Source organism: Intestinibacter sp., assembly GCF_034113885.1.
Taxonomy (GTDB): domain Bacteria; phylum Bacillota; class Clostridia; order Peptostreptococcales; family Peptostreptococcaceae; genus Intestinibacter.
Window position 1 is genome coordinate 1 of sequence record NZ_JAXEWM010000250.1, and the last position, 19952, is coordinate 19952.

General features: G+C 30.4%; 14 protein-coding genes. 12 read left to right on the plus strand and 2 right to left on the minus strand.

Going from position 1 to position 19952, the window contains the following annotated elements; all coding sequences use genetic code 11:
• Positions 1-44: 44 nt before the first annotated feature.
• The gene (locus SPD90_RS14750) at positions 45-1442 is read right to left on the minus strand and encodes a Na+/H+ antiporter NhaC family protein (RefSeq protein ID WP_320925758.1); all 1398 of its coding nucleotides are present in this window, start codon (positions 1440-1442) and stop codon (positions 45-47) included.
• Between the two features lie 29 nt (positions 1443-1471).
• Positions 1472-2059, minus strand: coding sequence for a helix-turn-helix domain-containing protein (locus SPD90_RS14755; protein ID WP_290692854.1), 588 nt, complete (start codon positions 2057-2059; stop codon positions 1472-1474).
• Between the two features lie 413 nt (positions 2060-2472).
• Here SPD90_RS14755 and SPD90_RS14760 point away from each other — a divergent pair, with 413 nt between their 5' ends.
• The 12 genes from SPD90_RS14760 (at position 2473) to SPD90_RS14815 (ending at position 19904) form a co-directional block, all read left to right on the plus strand.
• On the plus strand, positions 2473-3642 hold the full coding sequence (locus SPD90_RS14760; protein ID WP_320624865.1) for a DUF819 family protein: 1170 nt from the start codon (positions 2473-2475) through the stop codon (positions 3640-3642).
• Between the two features lie 21 nt (positions 3643-3663).
• Positions 3664-5748 (plus strand): CocE/NonD family hydrolase, encoded by a 2085-nt coding sequence (locus SPD90_RS14765; protein WP_320925744.1) that lies wholly within the window; start codon positions 3664-3666, stop codon positions 5746-5748.
• Positions 5749-5774: 26 nt separating this feature from the next.
• Positions 5775-6812 carry a dipeptidase gene (locus SPD90_RS14770; protein ID WP_320925745.1) on the plus strand — a complete coding sequence of 346 codons (1038 nt, stop codon included), beginning with the start codon at positions 5775-5777 and terminating at the stop codon, positions 6810-6812.
• A gap of 174 nt (positions 6813-6986) precedes the next feature.
• Complete coding sequence (locus tag SPD90_RS14775) at positions 6987-8291, plus strand: hypothetical protein (protein WP_320925746.1); 1305 nt, start codon at positions 6987-6989, stop codon at positions 8289-8291.
• Positions 8292-8571: 280 nt separating this feature from the next.
• Positions 8572-9759 carry a DUF819 family protein gene (locus tag SPD90_RS14780; protein ID WP_320625013.1) on the plus strand — a complete coding sequence of 396 codons (1188 nt, stop codon included), beginning with the start codon at positions 8572-8574 and terminating at the stop codon, positions 9757-9759.
• Between the two features lie 87 nt (positions 9760-9846).
• A complete protein-coding gene (locus SPD90_RS14785) occupies positions 9847-11442 on the plus strand; it encodes an N-acyl-D-amino-acid deacylase family protein (protein WP_320925747.1) in 1596 nt (531 codons plus the stop codon).
• A 269-nt stretch (positions 11443-11711) separates the two neighbouring features.
• Positions 11712-12446, plus strand: a complete 735-nt coding sequence (locus SPD90_RS14790; RefSeq protein WP_320625015.1) for a YwqG family protein — start codon at positions 11712-11714, stop codon at positions 12444-12446.
• A 79-nt stretch (positions 12447-12525) separates the two neighbouring features.
• Positions 12526-12870 carry a hypothetical protein gene (locus SPD90_RS14795; protein WP_320625016.1) on the plus strand — a complete coding sequence of 115 codons (345 nt, stop codon included), beginning with the start codon at positions 12526-12528 and terminating at the stop codon, positions 12868-12870.
• Positions 12871-13057: 187 nt separating this feature from the next.
• On the plus strand, positions 13058-14155 hold the full coding sequence (locus tag SPD90_RS14800) for an AAA family ATPase (RefSeq protein ID WP_320925748.1): 1098 nt from the start codon (positions 13058-13060) through the stop codon (positions 14153-14155).
• A 146-nt stretch (positions 14156-14301) separates the two neighbouring features.
• The gene (locus SPD90_RS14805) at positions 14302-15486 is read left to right on the plus strand and encodes a class I SAM-dependent methyltransferase (protein ID WP_320925749.1); all 1185 of its coding nucleotides are present in this window, start codon (positions 14302-14304) and stop codon (positions 15484-15486) included.
• 104 nt (positions 15487-15590) lie between these two features.
• The gene (locus tag SPD90_RS14810; protein ID WP_320925750.1) at positions 15591-18314 is read left to right on the plus strand and encodes a UvrD-helicase domain-containing protein; all 2724 of its coding nucleotides are present in this window, start codon (positions 15591-15593) and stop codon (positions 18312-18314) included.
• A 471-nt stretch (positions 18315-18785) separates the two neighbouring features.
• On the plus strand, positions 18786-19904 hold the full coding sequence (locus SPD90_RS14815) for a hypothetical protein (protein ID WP_320925751.1): 1119 nt from the start codon (positions 18786-18788) through the stop codon (positions 19902-19904).
• The last annotated feature ends 48 nt before the right edge of the window (positions 19905-19952 follow it).

The following is a 19952-nucleotide window of genomic DNA, read 5'->3' on the forward strand; positions in this document are numbered from 1 at the left end:
AATAATAGAGTCAGATAAAAAGAATATCTGACTCTAAACAATTTCTACCCAACAAATCTCCTTCTAAAATAATGCACCACCGGCACAATATACAAATAAAAAGCAAAAACAATATACCCATAGCTACCGATTCCCAAAATAGAGCAAGGCACCAAAGCTGCTATACACCAAGGAATAAGCGCCGGCGTAAGAATCGCTGAATTTGAAATATCGAGACTCAATTCCTCCATACCATAATCCTCATAAAGGTCCTTGACAATATCCAAAGTAAGTATAATAGCTATTGTTTGGCTGCATCCAATCGCAGCATTAATAGTTGCAAGCCCGAATGTAACTAGGAATAGTGAACCTCTAGAAAGATTTTTTTCTTTCAACTTTTGCTTCAAGCCATCGAACACATTTAGTCCGCTGAAAAATCCAGACAAAGAGCAAGATATAATTATTATATAGCAGGTTTTTAGCATCGAAATAATCCCGCCACCGTGGATTATGCTTTTTAAGACCTCAGAATTGTTAGAGTATCCGAATACCAATGATTTTACAAAATCACCAAATCCATTGCCCTGAACGACCATATCCAAAATAAACGCACATAAAACACTGACAGGTATAGAATAAGTTATTTTCACCTTAAACATAGACAATGCGAATAATATCACAGCTGGAAGCAAGAGAATTATCGATACGTTAAAATAATCGTAAATCGCTAAATTCAGCTTGTTATCCACGAACGAAAGGGGATATTTCAATGAAAAAATCAGATAAAATCCCACGCAAAGCACGATTGGACTTATGTTATCGATAAGTAATTTTTTCGCATATCCAAACAGCTCCACATCAGTTAAATTGCACAAAAGCAGCAAGCTAGAAGAAAGCGGAGAAGATCTATCGCCTAAATAAGCTCCAGAAAAAATCGCACCGCCTAAAATATTTAAATTTATACCTGCAGCCCTTCCGATTATAATCAACGGAATTCCGACGGCGCTGACTGTGCCGAATGAAGTTCCGATTAGCATCGAGATAAGTGCCGTGATTATAAATGCGGATAAAATAAATAAATTAGGGTTTAAGTATTTTAGTGAATAATAAATAATGCTAGGAATTGCGCCGCAAGAAAGCCAGGAGCTTATGAGCATTCCTATTAGGACTAGTATCAGGATGATGTTTAGCGATTTTTTCGTCTCAGTCCAGTATAAGTCTATTATTTTTTTTAATGAGTATCCTTTTTTTATGCCTATGAAGGTGAAGAACAACAGGGATGATGTAAGTCCGTAGCCTAAGAATATATTGTTTAAAACGCTGAATACTAATATAAATAGGGTGAATAAAATCCCCGCGAATATTAACATAAAATACCACTCCTCAATAAGTTTCTTATTTAAAATTATAGCGATTTTTTGTGCAATAAAAAAGCTATATGGAAAATTATACATGTTAAACATCGAGTATAATTTTACTATATAGCTCAAATTTATTCCTCATCTTCTGATTGGGTTCTATTAAACGGAAATCTCCAGACTGCTGGTGTCAATATACAGAATCCCTCAGCTACGAAATCGCTATTGTTGTATATAGTGTGAGGCATATTGCTTTTTATAATAGTGGAATCTCCTTCGTTTAGGTTAATTTCTTCATCGCCAACGAAAAGAATTATATTGCCCTTTTCTACAATGAGAACCTCCTCGCTCTCATGAACAATTGGTACTTCGCCGTCCTTTGTCTTAGGTTTTTGCTTAAATCTTATGACCAAAGATTTTGGTGTAAATGTATCTGTAGGCAAAGGCGAAATAAAATGATATTCAACAGAGGACTTCGGTTGTCTCATGATAGTGATATCATCTTTTCGGACTGTTAAGTTATCTTTACTCTCAGATTCAATCAACATATATGTAGGAATTCCTAATGTTTTAGCAATTTTACGAAGTGAGGATAGTGATGGATCTACTAAGTTTCTCTCTATTTGTGATATGTATCCAACAGATAATTCAGTAGATTTAGCCATTTCTTGTATTGTCATATGTTTTTGTTTTCTAAAACTACGTATTTTTTCTCCTAACATAATCGCATATCCCTTTAAAATTTATTTTATTCTATAATTTTATCATAAAAAATATTAATTTAAAATAATATATTGCTTGATAACTAAAATATAGTTGAAAATTTTATATATAGTAAAAAAATAAACTGTTAAATAAGATATTATTTTTAGTATATATAAAATTTTTACTTAAATAAGCATTAATATTAATATTTAAGCCTGAAAAAGTAAGTTATTCATGATGTATTTTTCATAAATATGAAAAAATACTGAATTTTTGTTGAAATATTAAAAATAATATAGTATTATTATGGTAATTAATACTAAAAAATTATATTTTTCCAAAAAAAATTATTATGCGCATAGAAATATTTTGATTATATTTGGTATTTTTTTAGTATATGTAAAAATTTAAATCATATAGGAGGATAGTAATGAAAACGTTATTTTCATCAAGTGATACTTTATTAGTAGTTATATTTGCAATAGTAGCAATCGGTCTTTGGGTTCAAAAGTTTAAAATATTTAAATCTTTAGGTCCAGCACTTACTGTTATCATAATCGGAATTATTTTATCGAATTTAAAAGTAGTTCCTACAGGTCATGAGGTCTATGGAGTATTATCTGGTTACTGTATACCACTTTCAATAGCTATAATGCTATTAAGTATGGATTTACAACAAATCAAAAAGCTAACTAAGGAACCGCTTATAGCTCTTTTATCTGCTTTACTTTCAGTTTCTATAATGGCTTTAATATTTGGTCTTGTATTTGGGGGCAAGATATTTGAAGGATGGAAGGTTGCAGGAATGTTCGTAGGAACATATACAGGTGGTAGTTCAAACCTTACAGCTATAGCAATAGGATTAAATGCTGCTAGTGACACAATTGCATCTGCAAATGCTGCTGACTATGTTATAGGTATACCTACTTTAGTATTTATGTTTGCTGCTCCAGCAATACTAAAAAATTCAAAAGCATTCAACAAGCTATGGCCATATCACCATACAGAAGAACAATTATTAGATACTGGTGATGATGATACTGAACTTATGGCATCTAAGGAATGGAGTATAAAGGATATAGCTTGGTTACTTGCAATAGGATTTGTAATAGTAATTATAGCGACTACATTAGCTTCTATGTTATTTCCTGAAAGCTTTAGAAGTGCAGGAAGAATAATTTTAATAACAACATTAGCTATTATAACAGCTCAAATACCAGCTGTGAAAAAATTAAGAGGTAATTTTGACTTAGGATTATACTTAGCATTATTATTCCTAGTAACTATAGGATTTGCAGTTGATCTAAAACAATTCTTTGGTTCAACATTCTATATAACTTTATTCTGCTTCTGTGTAATAGCAGGATGCATAATCCTACACTTATTAATAACTAGATTATTTAAGATAAAATACGAATATGTAGTTTTATCAATTGCTGGATGTATTGCAGATGGTCCTACAGCAGCACTTGTAGCATCAGGGGCTCAATGGAAGAGCTTAATAAATATAGGACTTATCATGGGGGTTGTTGCAGGAGCTTGTGGTAACTACCTAGGAATTTCTGTAGCTTATGCAATAAAGGCTATACTCGGACTGTAGTCTAAAAAGGAGGTCTTTGCTTTGAGAGAATTTAAACTGTATTTATCTGGAATATTATATGCATATGTATATTTCGAAAATGACAATATTTTTGTAAAGGAATTAGATGTATTCACTAATAAATTTTTAGATAAGGAAGAATTAACTTCAGAAAAAAATCAATTATATACAGCTATTTACAAGATAGATTTAAAGGATCTTGGCGAAAAAATAACTGCTTACGATAAATGCTTTTCAACAGACGAAAAATATGTAACTACACCTTTTGGAGAAAGATATGAAATGCATTCTAGTGGAAATTTTGTTCAAAGAGATATAAAATTCCCAAATAATATTTTACATGAAGACGGAAGAGTCGTTGCAGTAGTTTGTCCAAGTAGAGAGTATGTTTCTATATTAGTAGAAGAAGGATTTGAAGATAAGACTATACTTAAAAGATGGAAGGAAGAAATACCATCAGACTTACACCCAGTTAAATATGAAGGCTGCTTCGATGTTTTAACTAGAGATAATGTAAAATTATCTACTGATGTATATCTACCAGCAGATGTAAACGAAAATTTACCTACTGTCCTTGTTCGTACTCCATATGGCAAGGAAATGAATAAGGAGACTTACTACAAATTTGTCCAAAGAGGATATGCTGTAGTAATCCAAGATGTCAGAGGTAGAAACTTAAGTGAAGGAACTTGGGAGCCACAGCTTTATGAGGTTGAAGACGGCGACGACACTATAAATTGGATTGCAAATCAACCATGGAGTAGTAAAAAAGTAGGTATGATAGGTGGTTCATATTTAGGATATGTGCAATGGGCTGCAGCTGCTAGCAACAATCCATATCTAGCTGCATTAGTAAGTGTGGTTTGTGCAGGTAGTGCATTTGTAGATATTCCTAGAAGAGGTGGAGCTTTAATTTCGGGAATGCTTGCTTGGTCATTTGCTGTATCTCAACAAATGTTCAAGCCAGAGCTTATGGTTAGAGACGACTGGGATGACGTATTAGATATAAGACCTTTGAATAAAATTCCAGAAAAAGCCTTGGGATATAAGGTTGATTTTATAGAAGAATGGTTAGAGAGAACTGATTACGATGAATATTGGGCTAGAATAAACTGGCACGATAGATGTAAGGATATAAAGGTTCCTACTTTGATAATGTCAGGATGGTTTGACGATAATGGAATGGGTACTACTGAAGCTCTTGATTTGACTAAGGATTATCCACAAGGCAAGAGAAAGGTAATACTTGGTCCATGGCAACATAGTGGGAACTCAACATATGATTTACATAAAGTGCCATTTGGAACTAATGCCTTGAGATTTGACTTAGATTTAATTTTCTTAAAATGGTTTGATTTACATCTAAGAGGAATTCAAAATGGAATCGACAAAACACCAGCAGTTGAATACTACACAGTTGGAGATAATAAATGGAAGACTGCAAATAATTGGCCTGTTGAAAATAGCAAATGTACAGCTATTTATTTGACAAGTGATGGACATGCTAATACATCTTTTGGCGATGGAAAATTAGTATTTGAAGAAATATCAGATGAAAAATTTGATGAATATGCTTATGATCCTGAAAATCCATCTACATTTATAATTGATATGAGTGAAAATGAAATAGGTGTTCCAGAGGATTACACTGAAGAGGAAAAAAGAGATGACATACTATGCTACACAACAGATACATTGGAAGAAGACTTCACAATTACTGGCGATATAGATGTTGAATTATACATATCATCAGATGCCGTAGACACTGATTTCATGGTTAGAATCACAGATGTCGATGAAAATGGAAAATCTATAAAATTAGCAGATGGTATAATATCAGCTAAATACAGAAATTCTTTCGAAAAAGCAGAGTATTTAGAAAAAGATAAGGTTTATAAAATAAATATACTTACAACAAAAATATCTAATACCTTCAAAAAAGGTCACAAGATAAGATTTACAGTTACTTCAAGTGCTAAGAATTTTGTATTCCCAAATAGCAATACAAAGGATGGATTTAACAGTACAGAGATAGTAATAGCTAACAATAAAATACATCACGGGGGACAATATCCTTCAAAAATAATAGTAAAACAAGAGATATAGACATATTTTTTTAGAAGGGAGATTTTATGAGTTTAGCACAAAAATTATTAGATGAAAGTATAGTAGTAGATACCCATCTTGACCTTCTATTCGATATAGCAGGCAAGCATGAAATGGGTAGAAAAAATGTTATAATAGAAGACTACTTAGAAAGCTTTAGGGCTGGAAGGGTAGATGTAATAGTATCATCTATATTTATAGATAGCGAATTTACACCTGACTTAGCTTTGAAAAAGGCTATGGAGCAAATATCTTGTTTTTATAAAGAATTAGATAGCTGCAATGGTGAATTTGTTTTGGCAACTTGTGTAAAGGACATATTAGATGCAAAGACTAATGGTCAGCTTGCGATAATGCTAGCATTTGAAGGGGTAGAACCACTTAGCGGAAATCCAGTTCTTCTTAGAGCATTTTACGAATTAGGTGTTAGAATAGTAGGACCTTGCTGGAGTAGATCTAACTTTGCTGCAGACGGAAGTAGAATATTTGATTTTGACTACGAAGGCTACGGACTTACAGAGGCAGGCATCGAGGTCATAAAATACGCACTAGAATTAGGCATGCTAATAGATGTATCTCATACAAACGAAAAAACTTTTTGGGATATAATAGATATTGTCGAAAAAGCAGGCAAGCCTATAATGGCAACACACTCAAACTGCAGAGCACTTTCTGATACACCTAGAAACCTATCTGACGAACAAATAAAGGCGATACATAAATTAGGAGGTGTAATAGGGGTCAACGGAGCGAGCTTGATAAATGATTTTAAAAATCCTAAAACTGCTGATATGCAGACTATGATAAATCATATTTTACACGAAAAAGAGCTTTGTTCTATGTCTATCGCTTGTGTAGGACTTGATCAATGTGACAGAATTGCAGATCAATCGTCTACTATAAGTGATAATGAAGATTTAAGAATGGTATTTGATATTATTCCGTCTCATGCTATGATGGATGAGTTTGTTGAGAGATTGTTGGAGAATGATTTTTCAGAGGAAGATGTTAGGATGATATTAGGGAAGAATGTGTTACGTGTTATAGAAAAATCTATTGGATAAACAAATATAATTAAAATAAATAGATTTAAGAGCATTTATAATAATTTAAATTTATAAATGCTCTTTTGCTTTGTTTAAAAAAATTTGACTAAAAATTTATTGTATAGTTTAATACTATATATATTTTATTGATAAATGCTAAAATTCTGAGTTTAAAAAAAGGTGGAATGTAATATGAAAATAGCATTACTTGCTCCAGAGGTCATGGGAAAAGATATTTTAAGAATGGCAAAAAAAGATATAAAAGATGTTGATATTTCGCTATTAATATACAACGACTATAAAGATTGCGTAAATTTGCTTAAGTCTCATGAGAAGGAATATGACGGTATAATTTTTGCTGGTTTGGCGCCATATACTTATTCAAAAATGTACTTAGCGCCAAAGGCTATATGGGAATATCTTCCGTTGCAAAATGGATCTTTGACAAATTGCCTTTTACAAGCGGTTTATGCTGGATATGATATAAAAAATATAAGTATAGATCTTTATTCTTCTTCGGATTTAAGTGAGGTTTTTAGAATTTTAAATGTAGATCTAGAGAGTATTAAAATTAATAGTTTGCATTTAAAGATTGACAATGAAAATTACAATGAAATAGCATTTAATTTTCATAAACGCAATTATGAAAATAATAAAGATGTTTGTATTATAACAGCTTTTAACACAGTACATTATAAGCTACTAGAGAATAACATAACTAATTTTATGACAGTTCCTACAAAAGTGTTAATAAAAGATACTTTTCAGAAAGTTATTTTAAAATATAATGCCAAGGTAAATAAAGAAAGCCAAATAGTAATTGGATATATAGAGATAAATTTCCCAGATGAATATTCGATTATAAACATGCACGATTATTACTATGTAAAAGAAAAAAACAAAATATCTGAAATAATATATTCTTTTGCACAGGATATAAAGGCAGCTGTAACAGAGGTTTCATTTAATACATATCAGTTGGTATCTACTAGAAATGTACTTGAGGTTGAAACGGATAATTTCAGAGAATTTGAGATATTAAATTCTGTAAGTGAAAATTCTTTGCATAATTTATCAATAGGATTTGGATATGGGAAAACAGCTGATGAAGCCAAGTTAAACGCTAACCTAGCTATGATGAAATCTAAAAAAATAGGTGAAAGCTGTGTATATGTAATTTACGAAAATAAAGAGGTCATAGGACCTATAAAAAATAAAGCCGAAAAGAAAGAGGAAAAAATAGATTCTAAGCTTATGCTTATTGCTGAAAACTGCAATGTTAGTATAAATAAAATATTTAGCATATATAATGCAATTGACAAGTATCAAAAGAATACTTTTACACCAAAAGAGATATCTGATATATGCAAAATGTCAATAAGAAGCACTAATAAGCTACTTGCGATTCTAGAAAATCATGGATATACAGAGATAGTAGGCAAAAAATTTTCAAATGGATCAGGAAGACCAACGAGAATTATAAAATTTAAATTTTAAATTGTATTTAACGAAAAATAAAGAAATTATAGGTATTTAAATTTGCTTTAATTAAGAATCATATAAAATTCATTTTTTAAGGCAAAAAGAGAAATATTCAATATAATTTCTTTTTTTTTTATGAATTTATAAAAATTATTTAAAAAAATATTTTTTGTAAATAATAATATAATTTTTTTTTGGAATTTTTTTGGTACTTTTATGGTCTACTTAATAGTACTAGAATTTAATTAAAATTATTAATATTTAAAATTTTCAAATTATTTTAAGGAGGTATCTTATGAGTTTAATTACTAGTGATAATCTTTGGATGACTTGGATGGTCGTTATATTAGTTGCTTCATTTGCAATATTTGCAGAGCAAAAGTGGTCATGGGCAGCAAAGGTAAGTAGTGCTGTTATTTGTATATTTGGTATGGTTATACTAGCAAATTTAAAAATAGTACCTACATCATCTTCTGTTTATGACATAATCAATGGTTATATATTACCATTATCAATTCCTCTACTACTTTTCAAATCTGATATAAGAAAAATATACAGAGAAAGTGGTAAATCTTTTGTATTATTCCATATAGCTGGATTAGGTACTTTCATAGGTGCAATTATAGTTGGATTCATATTTAGCAGTACAAAAGATATACAAGGTCTTGTTGCAATGGAGGTTGGAGCACATACTGGTGGTACAGTTAACTTAATAGCTATGGCAAAAACTTTTAACGTAGATGCAAACTATACAAATGCAGTTGCCATTGCAGCTAACTTCCTAGTAATGGTATTAATGCTTGTTCTTACTCAAGTTGCAGGTATGAAATTCTTTAGAGATAGATTTCCACATCCTCATATAGAAGAGGTTGAAAGCAGTAATACAGATGAAAGTAAATCTCTAGCAGAACAATACTGGAAACCAAAAGAAATATCATTATTAGATTTAGCATTTACTCTAGGTACTACTTTTGTAATTACTGCAGTATCTCAAGGTATATGTGGACTTATAAATGCAACATCTGCACCAGATATAATTAAGCAATTATTTGGAAATATCTACTTAATGATGACTTTACTTACAGTTATAGGATGTACTTTCGTACCAAAATTCTTCTCTAACTTACGTGGAGCAGAAGAGCTTGGTAACTACATGATAATGTTATTCTTCGTTGCTTTAGGTGCAAGTGCAAATCTTGCAGATATAGCTAAACTAGGTGGAATAATATTTATCTTCATAGCTGTTATAGTTACATTAAATATAGGATTCACTTTAATAGGTGGAAAAATATTCAAGTGTTCACTAGAAGAAATCTTAATATGTATAAATGCTACAATAGGTGGACCTACTAGTGCTGCTGCATTTGCAATCAATAGAGGTTGGAGCAAGTTAATAGTTCCTAGTTTATTAGTTGGTCTATGGGGCTATGTAATAGGTAACTACATAGGTGTTATAGCAGCAAACTTAGTTGGAATGTTTTAAATAAATAATTTTATAACTATTTATTAAAATATAGATCTAAACAAATTAAACAAATTGACTAAAATAAATTTTGAAGGGGTGTGTTAAATGTACGATGTTGTTATAAAAAATATTAAGATAATTGATGGTTTAAAAACTCCTGCTTATATTGGAGATGTAGCTATTTCAAATGGCAAGATAGTTTTATCTCCATCTAATGAGGAAAAGGCATCAGAAATTATAGATGGAACAGGTTTATGCATATGTCCAGGGTTCATAGATGCACATTCTCATGGTGATATTGCATTAGGAAAGGATTTTACAACTTTATCAAAGGTTTCTCAAGGGATAACTACTGATATAGGTGGACAATGTGGCTTTACATCTTTCCCAGTAAATCCAAAGACTTTAGATTTGTTGGAAGAAGATTTAAGTATATTTACAGATAAATTCTCTAAAGAGATGGAAGGATTTACTTCATTTAAGAAATATCTTGAATATACAAGTAAGCTACCTTTAGTTTATAATACTAAATTCTTAGTAGGACACTGTACTATCAGAACTGCTGTAATGGGATTTGACAATAGAAAGCCTACTGATGACGAGCTAGAACAAATGAAGGCTTTAGTTAGAGAAGCAATGGAAAATGGATGTATGGGAATTAGTTCAGGGCTAATTTATACACCAGGTGTTTATTGTGATACAGATGAATTAGTTGAGCTTTGCAAGGTAGTAAAGGAATATGGTGGAGTTTATACTACTCATATGAGAAATGAATCAAATCATCTATTAGATGCTATAAATGAAGCTATATGTGTTGCAGAAAAAGCAGATGTTCCACTTTGTATATCTCACTACAAATCTCAAGGTAAGGCTAACTGGGGATTATGTAAGGAAGGTCTAAAGGTGATAGACGAAGCTATAGCTAGAGGTATGGATATAACTCTTGACCAATATCCTTATGAATCAGGTATGACTCATCTTTATATAACTATACCACCAAAATACATATCAAATGGAATAGGTGGATTGATAGAATACCTTAAGGATGAAAAAATGCGTGAAGAAATTAAATCTGAAATGCTTAACCCTACTGAAGATTATGAAAACTTCTATTTAAATGCTGGTGGATTTGAAGGTATATTTATAGCTGATTGTCCTGAATTCAAGGATCCAGTTGGAATGACTATAGCTGATTATGCTAGAAAAATAGGGGCTGATCCTTTTGATGCATTTTTCGATATACTAATTAAAAATAAAGGTGTTTGTACAGCAATATACTTCACTATGTGTGAAGACGATATATTCAGCATAATCAAAAATGAAAATACAGTCGTAGGAACAGACGGAATAGTTAAATCATTTGAATCAAAATGTCACCCAAGAGCTTATGGTACTTTCCCACATGCTATAGATTATTTCCATAAGAAAAATAATTTATTCACTCTTGAGGAAATAATAGCAAAAATAACTAATTTACCTGCTACTAAATACAAAATAGCTAATAAAGGAGCTATAAAAGATGGCTATGATGCTGACTTAGTTATTTTCGATTACGATAAGATAGGTCCTGGAAATACTTATCAAGAACCTGATTTAGTATCAGAAGGTATCGAATATGTTATAGTTGGTGGCGAAGTGGTTTACCATGATAAGAAACTTACAGGAAAAGCTCCTGGTAAGATAGTATTACATAATGCTTAGGGTTTATTAGGTAAAAAGATTTAATATACATTGCTAACATATTATAAAAATAGAAAATATTGAGGGGCTATCGAAATAAAATCGATAGTCTCTTTTTGTTTAAGGATAATTTTTTAGTTGAGGATTTATTGTATAATTTAATTATAAATTAAAAGAGGTGAGTATTATGAGTAAAAGAGAAGCTATATTAGAGATATTAAAAGAGATAGAGAAAGATACATCTAAAAAAGTAGCATATGTCAATCTAAAAAAACAAAAAAACTGATTTAATGGACTCAAAGCTAGGTGGAATACCTTATCTACCTAAGAATAAAGAACTTCCTGTAGATAAGGAGGGTAGACAGCTTAAACTATTGGCACAAATAAATCTACAAGATTTACAAGGAATGGAGGAATTGCCTAGCGAGGGATTGTTGCAATTTTTCGTTCTTGCCGATGAATGCTATGGATTAGACTTTGATAATTCTGCAAGTCAGGATACATTTAGAGTGATATATTACGAGCAAATTGATAAAAATGTAAAAGAAGAAGACGTATCTAAAATCTACAATCCTTATTATGAAGACGAAGACGAGTGGTTTGTGTTTGAGGGCGAATTTAAAATGGAGTTTGAAATTACTGAAGAGGGTATGTCATTTGAAGACTTTAGATATGATGATATATTTGTAGAAAAATATAATAGAAAATTTCCAAATGAGCCTATAGATGCTTTTTTTGATATAGACAAATTTGATTCTGACCTTTATGATCGAATTTCAAGAGAAAATGATTCAGGCGAGGAAATTAAAATAGGAGGATATCCTTATTTTACACAAGAAGATCTTAGGGAGTATAATTACAATGGGCATGATACTTTGTTATTGCAAATAGATAGTTTTGACGATGATGATGAGGATATACATATAATGTGGGGAGATTCAGGAGTTGGTAACTTCTTTATTAGTTCAGAGGATTTAAAAAATAGAGATTTTAGTAATGTTCTTTATAATTGGGATTGTTATTAAAAAATATGGAAAAAACTTTTTAACAAATTACAATATGGGTAAATAATAAATATAACATTCAAAACAGGGGGGCTAGAATATGAAGGAATTTACAACACCTAAAGATATTTTAGAAGAATTAAATAAAATAGGGGATAAATATTTAGAATGCATATACATCAAGACAAACGCTTTTGATATATATCTAAGCGATGCATTCCATGTAAAGGTGACATGCGACAAAGGGGTAGACAATATAAGCTTTAATACTAAGGTAAATATGCAGAAGTTTCCTGTAGAAGCCGTTGAAAAAATGGTTTATGATACAGAGGAATTTGAGTTATTTGAAGATTTTTATGATGAAGATGATGATTGCGAGTTTTATGCGATGTATTTCAAGGATAGCGAGGTTAAGATTTATTTCTGTATTAACTTGGATGAATAATTTTGATGATATTGAATTAGTGATGAAGGGCTGGGTTTTTACCCAGCTTTTTTTGTAGAAAAAGGAAATACTATTTATAAAGAAAATAATTTATAAATTAAGTCAAATAGTATAATATTAATGTACAAAGGAATAAATAAGCAATATAAAGAAATAAATATATATCGAAAGATAAGGAGGTTTAGTAATGCCTAATTCAATGAATAAAAGTTGTTCGGCTATATTAACTATAAAAAATATAGGAAATTTAAAACATGCAGACATAATTATAGATGATAACTGTGTAATAGCTGGTCATAATAATATAGGAAAATCTACTATTACTAAAATTATTTTTTCTATAATAAATGCTGTTAATTTAGGTGATAAAATATATGAAGATTTTATAGATAAAATATCGGAATACGATGATAATGAGAAAAAGGTACAAATAGCTAAGTTTATAAAAAAATATAATATTCATTTTGGAGAAAATGATTCTATTGAGGATTTAAAAGGTTATTTATATTTTAGATATATATTGAGATATTTAAATTCTACTTTAGGAAAGAATATATTGAGATTTGGAGAAGCTTTAGGCGGATTTGTATTTTCATATAAAGAATTTGAGTTAAATATTGAATTTAATAAAGAAAATAAAATGAGGGTTCGTTATAAAGGAAATTACGAGTGGTTTAAAGATGCAACCTTGATTTCATCTACAGAGGTCCTTAATTACTCAAATTTAATCAGTTTAGCAGACACTTCGATTTCGGATTCATTTAACAAATCAAAGCTAGTATCTATACAAGACAAGGATTTGATAGACAAGTTAAATACAGAATCTATAGATATGCTTGATGAAGATTTCAAGGTGAAGGATGGTTTGGGATTTGATGAATCAGGATATGCTTTTTACAAGGAAAATGGAAATGAAATCCAAATGAAGATGTTGGCGACTGGTAAGAAGTTGTTTATAATGTTAGATAAATTGCTCAGAAATAAGAGCATAGATAGCGATACACTGCTTATGTTTGATGAGCCAGAGGAAGGTATGCATCCTGAGTGGCAGTTGGATTTTATCGAAAATTTATTTGATATCGATGTTCCTTTTGCTTTGACAACTCATAGTCCTTATATAATACAGAGTTTGATATATAATTCTAAACAAAAACATGAAAAAGTGAATTATTATGTTGTGGAGCAAGATAAAGAGTTAGGATATGCTATTAGTAAACAAGAGAATAAGCCTCTTAATATAGTAAAAGATTTGACTAATCCTATATTGAAAGTGAGAGGATTTTAAGAGATATGAAGAATTTAATTAAAGAATATTTTATAGAACGGTAAATTGCTAATGTAGGTAAAAGTGTAAATATATGGTATTATAATTATTAGAGTATTAAAGAATATAAGATGGGGAATAATTTTAGAAGGAGTAAATTGGAAATTATGGAACAATTAAATGTAATAGACCAATATTTTGAAAAAATAGGATTAAAAGAAGCTAAGGATCGCGACGAGTTTTTCAAGGAAATAGACGAAAAGCATGGAGTGAACTTAACTCAAAACATAGACTTAGCGATGTCACTTAGAAAGGATACTGGTAATGGTAAAATATATTCAGTGAAAAATAAGGATTTAGACACAAGCATGGATTTTGCTGGGTATTATTATGATTTGTATAGAGAGTTTTTTACTTGGATGATTGAAAATGCTGATCTAAATGGGAAGAAAATCCTAGACATAGGCTGCGATAATGGGATAGCTACTTGCTTCTTAGCAACTGCTTATCCAAATGCTGAGGTAGTTGCAGTTGACAAGAGCAAAAAGGGCATCAAATGTGCAGAAGAAATCGCAGCAAAACTAGGCCTACAAAATGTAAAATTCGAAGTAGTAGATGCCAAAAAAATCGATAAATTCTTCAAACAAGAAAAATTCGATGCAGTCGTATCTATAAGATCTATGCTAGAAATCACAAATTTACCTAAATTAAAGAGCTTCTGGAGCATAGACGATGTGGAAAAATCATTAGTAGTTGCAAATAGCGTAGTTAAATTTTTCAGAAGTGTGGAAAAAGTCATGGCAGGTGATGCTAAGCTGATAACTTTTGAGAGATTAGAAGGCGCTGAGGAAATTCTAAATTTCGTCAAATCTATGAGAGAATCAGGGCTATACATAGATACAGAAAGCATGTGCAAGGTGCAATTTTACGAATTAGACAGCTACGAACAAATGCCTGTAATCGTGTTCGATAAAGCGAAACGAGAAGAAATCACATTTGGCGAATTTATTGAGATATACAGCAAATTGCCTGTTTTAAATAAGCATAAAGATGTCGACGACGATTTCAAGATAGAGCTTGAATTCAAGGCTATAGAAGATAAGAAGCTTGTTTTCGGAACACAAATAGACTACAAAAATGGTGCCGGCAGCGAGAGAAGAGAAGTATGGCAAGCTGGCGACAAGTTCGTATGCTATAAGTACAGCAATATCGGACGTAGAGAGCTTGTGACAGATGTAGCTGATAAGGACGAGACTATAAAGGATATTAGAAATATGGCTGGATTTATCGGAAGAATGGGGAACAAGGTGTCTGAGTATTTTAGTTTGGAAGAGAGAGACGCTATTAAATAGATTTTTATCAAAGGAAGTTACTATAATAAGTGGCTTCCTTTTTTCTATGCTATACTATAAGTAAAAAATAAATTTTACAATGTCGCAGGGGGAAAATAAATACTATGGTATACGCTATTTTAATATTACTAATAATAGTTCTATTTGTGGGGATTAAGTATGTAAAAAATGTACAAGAGAAAAAACAATTATTACAAGACAAGATATCAAAAGTAAATTTATTTTTACAAGAGATAGAATTGTATAGAAAGGAATATTTCACCTATTCTATTAAAGTGGATTTAATTGAAAGATACGAGGGATTATATAGAGAATGTAAAAATCATAATAATGAAAAAATAAAGGAATTTTTGCAAATATATTCTAATTTAGAGGATTTAAGAAAAGAGTGGAATAAAGAATATGTCAATAAGGAGTTGTCTCGTAGTTCGGACTTATTGAGCAATATAGATGGTAAAAGCTTAGACAATCAACAACGAATGGCCGTAGTTGTGGATGAAGATAATACCCTGATATTAGCAGGGGCAGGAAGTGGAAAGACACTTACAATATCAGGCAAGGTTAAATATCTAGTTGATTTGAAAAATATTAATCCAAAAGAAATTCTGCTTATATCATTTACTAGAAAAGCTGCACAAGAGATGACTGCGAGAATATCTGATAAATTAAATATAGATATAGAATCAAAAACATTTCATAAATTAGGTCTAGATATTATAAAACAAAAGAGAAAGAAAAGCCCTGATATATCAGATGATTTAAATGATTTTATAGATAAATATTTTAAAAATGTAATTTACAAAGACGAAAAAAAATTAAAAAGCTTGATAGATTTTTATGGTTATTATATAAACATACCTCCAGATATTGATAATTACGATAATATAGGTGAATACTATAAACGTATGAAGCATATAGATTATACAACTTTAAAAGGTAAGCAACAAATAAGCCAATTTAATAAAGAAAATGAAGAAATACTAAAAAATCAAAGACGCACAATAAAAGGTGAGAGAGTAAAGAGTTTAGAAGAAGTAATGATAGCGAATTATCTTTATCTAAATAATGTAGAGTATGTTTATGAAAAAAAATATCCATACGACATAAAAGATAATTATAGAAAACATTATTCACCGGATTTTTATTTACCTGAATATGATATATACATAGAGCATTTTGGTGTAAATGAATACAATAAAGCACCTCAGTTAAGTCCAATAGAGGAGAAAAAATATATAGAGGGAATGGATTGGAAGAGAAAATTACATCGTCAAAATAATACTGTACTAGTTGAGACGTATTCTTATTACAATAGTCAAGGAATTCTATTACAAGAATTAAGACGTAAGCTTAGTCAACTAGGAGTTGAATTTGGGGAAGTAGATTATAGAGAGGTTTATGATACGATAATAACCAATAAAGAAGATAAGTATTTTAAAGAGTTGAGAAAATTAATATCCACATTTATCAATCTATTTAAATCTAGAGGATATAAGTTAGATAAATTCGATGAATTTATTGCAGATATTAATAAAATGAAAAATCCTTTTAATAAGCAAAGAAATTTATTGTTTATGAATATGGTTAAAGATATTTATCAAAAATATGAAGAATATTTAGAAGAAAATTCTAAAATAGATTTCAACGATATGATAATTGAGTCTACAAATATAATAAAAAATGATGAAGTAAAGTTTGATTATAAGTATATCATAATAGATGAATATCAAGATATATCACAAAGTAGATTTAATTTAATAAAGGAAATAAAGAGACAGACAAATGCAAAGCTTATGTGTGTGGGAGATGACTGGCAGTCAATATATAGATTTGCAGGAAGTGATATAAATTTATTTACTGATTTTGGCAAATGTGTAGGATATTATGAACTGTTGAGAATAGAGAAAACTTATAGAAATTCACAAAGTTTAATCGATATAGCTGGCAAATTTGTAATGAAAAATGATGAACAATTAGTTAAAAATTTAAAATCTGATAAAAAATGTGAAAATCCAATAAATATAATTGGTTATATGGGTGATATATTACAGGCAGTTGAAGGTGCTATTGAGGATATAGTTAGTGAATTTGGTACGAATTCTAATATAGTTATCTTGGGAAGAAATAATTTTGATATTAAAATGTTAAAAAATGATGATTCAGATGATCAAAATGATAATCCAATCGAAATTAAAGAGATGGCGGGAAAATATATTGTTAAATATAAGAAGTATCCTGATCTAAAAATAGAGTATTTAACAGTACACAAGTCAAAGGGATTAGAGGGAGAAAATGTCATCATTATAAACCTAGAAAATAAAATAGCAGGATTTCCTAATCAAATGACTGATGATCCTGTATTAGATTTTGTTTTAACTAGACAGGAGGATTTTGAACTTGCAGAAGAACGAAGACTATTTTACGTTGCTTTGACTAGAACGAAAAATAAATGCTACTTAATCGTGCCAGAGATGAATTCCTCAATTTTCTGTGATGAATTACAAAAGGCGTTTAAAATTAAGGTGAAAGCTGTATCTAAAGAAAATATTTCAGAAAATCCTAAATGTCCTAAGTGTAAAGATGGAATTTTAGTTAAGAGAAGATATAAAGATAGAGAATTTTTAGGATGCAGCAATTATCCGCTTTGTGATTTTACAAGTAACTCGTTGGAAATACTTGAACATCCAATAGTTTGTGAGGTCTGTGGTGGATATATGGTTGAAAGAAATCGTTATGGAAGAAAATTTTTGGGATGTACAAATTATCCTGTTTGTAAGAATACAAAAGAATGTGAAGAAGCTGGAATAGGTATGGAATCTATTGGATAATAGTTAAAAATTATATTTTTTAATGTATGAAAAGCTTATATATAAATAAGAAAGCTCACCATGTTAGGTGAGTTTTTATTTCGAAAATAATGCCAATTTATATATAGGAAAAGGAAATGTTAAAAGTATGTTAAATATTTGAAATTTGTCTTTTATAAACGAAAAAAGAGGGTCTTTTATTCAGTATTTTCAAGGGTTTCAGAATATTCCATGGCATTAAATCGACAATTATAAAACCGCAAGTTTCAACCTTTTTCGTGGGAGATTTGATGTATTATATAATTAGATGATGATAATTTTATGTTGATGTTAAAAAATTAGGATTATATAGGGGGAATTCTAATTTTTTAAAAGAAAATAACTGCCATTTATGAGTTTAGGTTGGTTTACCTGGGAGGAATTATTTTATGGAAATGATGAGAAAAGCTTATTTTAATATTAGAACAGATTATTTCAAGAAAGGAAGGAACCATGAAATTCACTATATTGGGGTTTTCCTCAAAGATAGCAAAACAATTACAAATCGATTATATTGATTTATTCATACTTAGATGGTTTACTGATTTTGTAAATACTAGAAGAATGATTTCAAGAATAGAAGATGGAATCAAATATTATTGGGTAGACTATTCGAAGTTTATGGAGGACTATGACCTTTTAAGTATACAAAAGGATGCGGTCTATAAAAGATTTAAAAAAATGTGTGAAAAAGATATATTAAAACGAATAACTATTAAGCATCGCGGTACATATTCTTATTTTACATTTTCTAAAAACTACGATCTTTTGGTGAATTATAAGGTAAATTATGCCAGTAGCCAAGAGAATCACGAAAAATACGAGGAGCCGATTAACTATATCGATTATCCAGATGAAATAGTCGATATGATTTACGATGAGGATCGTCTAGATGACGGTTTTGATAATCGTGCGGAAAATTCTTATGTAGAAAATTACATATATGAGTTTAGAGATATTAGAGGGCGAGAAGTCGAGGATGCCTCTACGCCGTTTGATATGTTTCTAGCAGAGGATGAGGAAATAAATAAAGAGCCAGTCAAAGAACAAGTCGTTGAAAAACAAACCGTAGAAAATAACAAATCAATAGAAGTAGCAGATTTGCGACCAAAGATAATTGACCAAAAACCGAGGGTGATTGATGAAAAACCGAAGATAATTGACCAAAAACCGGAACAAATAATAAATCTACTATATAAATCTACTAAAATAAAAAACATCTCCGTCGAAACTCTTGACGAGTATCGACTAGGTGAGATTTTGTATCAAAATATTTTGTTCAACAACCCTCGAGCGAAAAAACCTAATTTCAAGAAATGGGCAAAGACGTTTGGCTTGATGATTAGGGTTGATAAGAGGAGTGCTGAGGAAATTGCGGACATGATTAGATGGGTTCATATGCCGAATAATTTTTGGAATTCTGTCGTACTATGTCCGAATAGCTTGAGAAAATACTACGATAGGCTGGTTTTGAAGCGAAAACTAGAGGATCCTGTGTTTGCTAGAAGGGTTAATTTTGCCAATTTACAAAATGGAGGCTGTAGTAGTTTAGGGTATAAGGCTTTCGACTGAGTGTAGATTAGTGGTTTTGTCTTGCAATTAAATTTATATCGGAAGGGG

Coding starts and splice junctions, on each gene's coding strand:
- SPD90_RS14760 (WP_320624865.1), top strand. CDS start 2,473: ATGAAAACGTTATTTTCATCAAGTGATACTTTATTAGTAGTTATATTT.
- SPD90_RS14795 (WP_320625016.1), top strand. CDS start 12,526: ATGAAGGAATTTACAACACCTAAAGATATTTTAGAAGAATTAAATAAA.
- SPD90_RS14800 (WP_320925748.1), top strand. CDS start 13,058: ATGCCTAATTCAATGAATAAAAGTTGTTCGGCTATATTAACTATAAAA.
- SPD90_RS14780 (WP_320625013.1), top strand. CDS start 8,572: ATGAGTTTAATTACTAGTGATAATCTTTGGATGACTTGGATGGTCGTT.
- SPD90_RS14755 (WP_290692854.1), bottom strand. CDS start 2,059: ATGTTAGGAGAAAAAATACGTAGTTTTAGAAAACAAAAACATATGACA.
- SPD90_RS14775 (WP_320925746.1), top strand. CDS start 6,987: ATGAAAATAGCATTACTTGCTCCAGAGGTCATGGGAAAAGATATTTTA.
- SPD90_RS14790 (WP_320625015.1), top strand. CDS start 11,712: ATGGACTCAAAGCTAGGTGGAATACCTTATCTACCTAAGAATAAAGAA.
- SPD90_RS14785 (WP_320925747.1), top strand. CDS start 9,847: ATGTACGATGTTGTTATAAAAAATATTAAGATAATTGATGGTTTAAAA.
- SPD90_RS14750 (WP_320925758.1), bottom strand. CDS start 1,442: ATGTTTAACATGTATAATTTTCCATATAGCTTTTTTATTGCACAAAAA.
- SPD90_RS14770 (WP_320925745.1), top strand. CDS start 5,775: ATGAGTTTAGCACAAAAATTATTAGATGAAAGTATAGTAGTAGATACC.
- SPD90_RS14805 (WP_320925749.1), top strand. CDS start 14,302: ATGGAACAATTAAATGTAATAGACCAATATTTTGAAAAAATAGGATTA.
- SPD90_RS14810 (WP_320925750.1), top strand. CDS start 15,591: ATGGTATACGCTATTTTAATATTACTAATAATAGTTCTATTTGTGGGG.
- SPD90_RS14815 (WP_320925751.1), top strand. CDS start 18,786: ATGAAATTCACTATATTGGGGTTTTCCTCAAAGATAGCAAAACAATTA.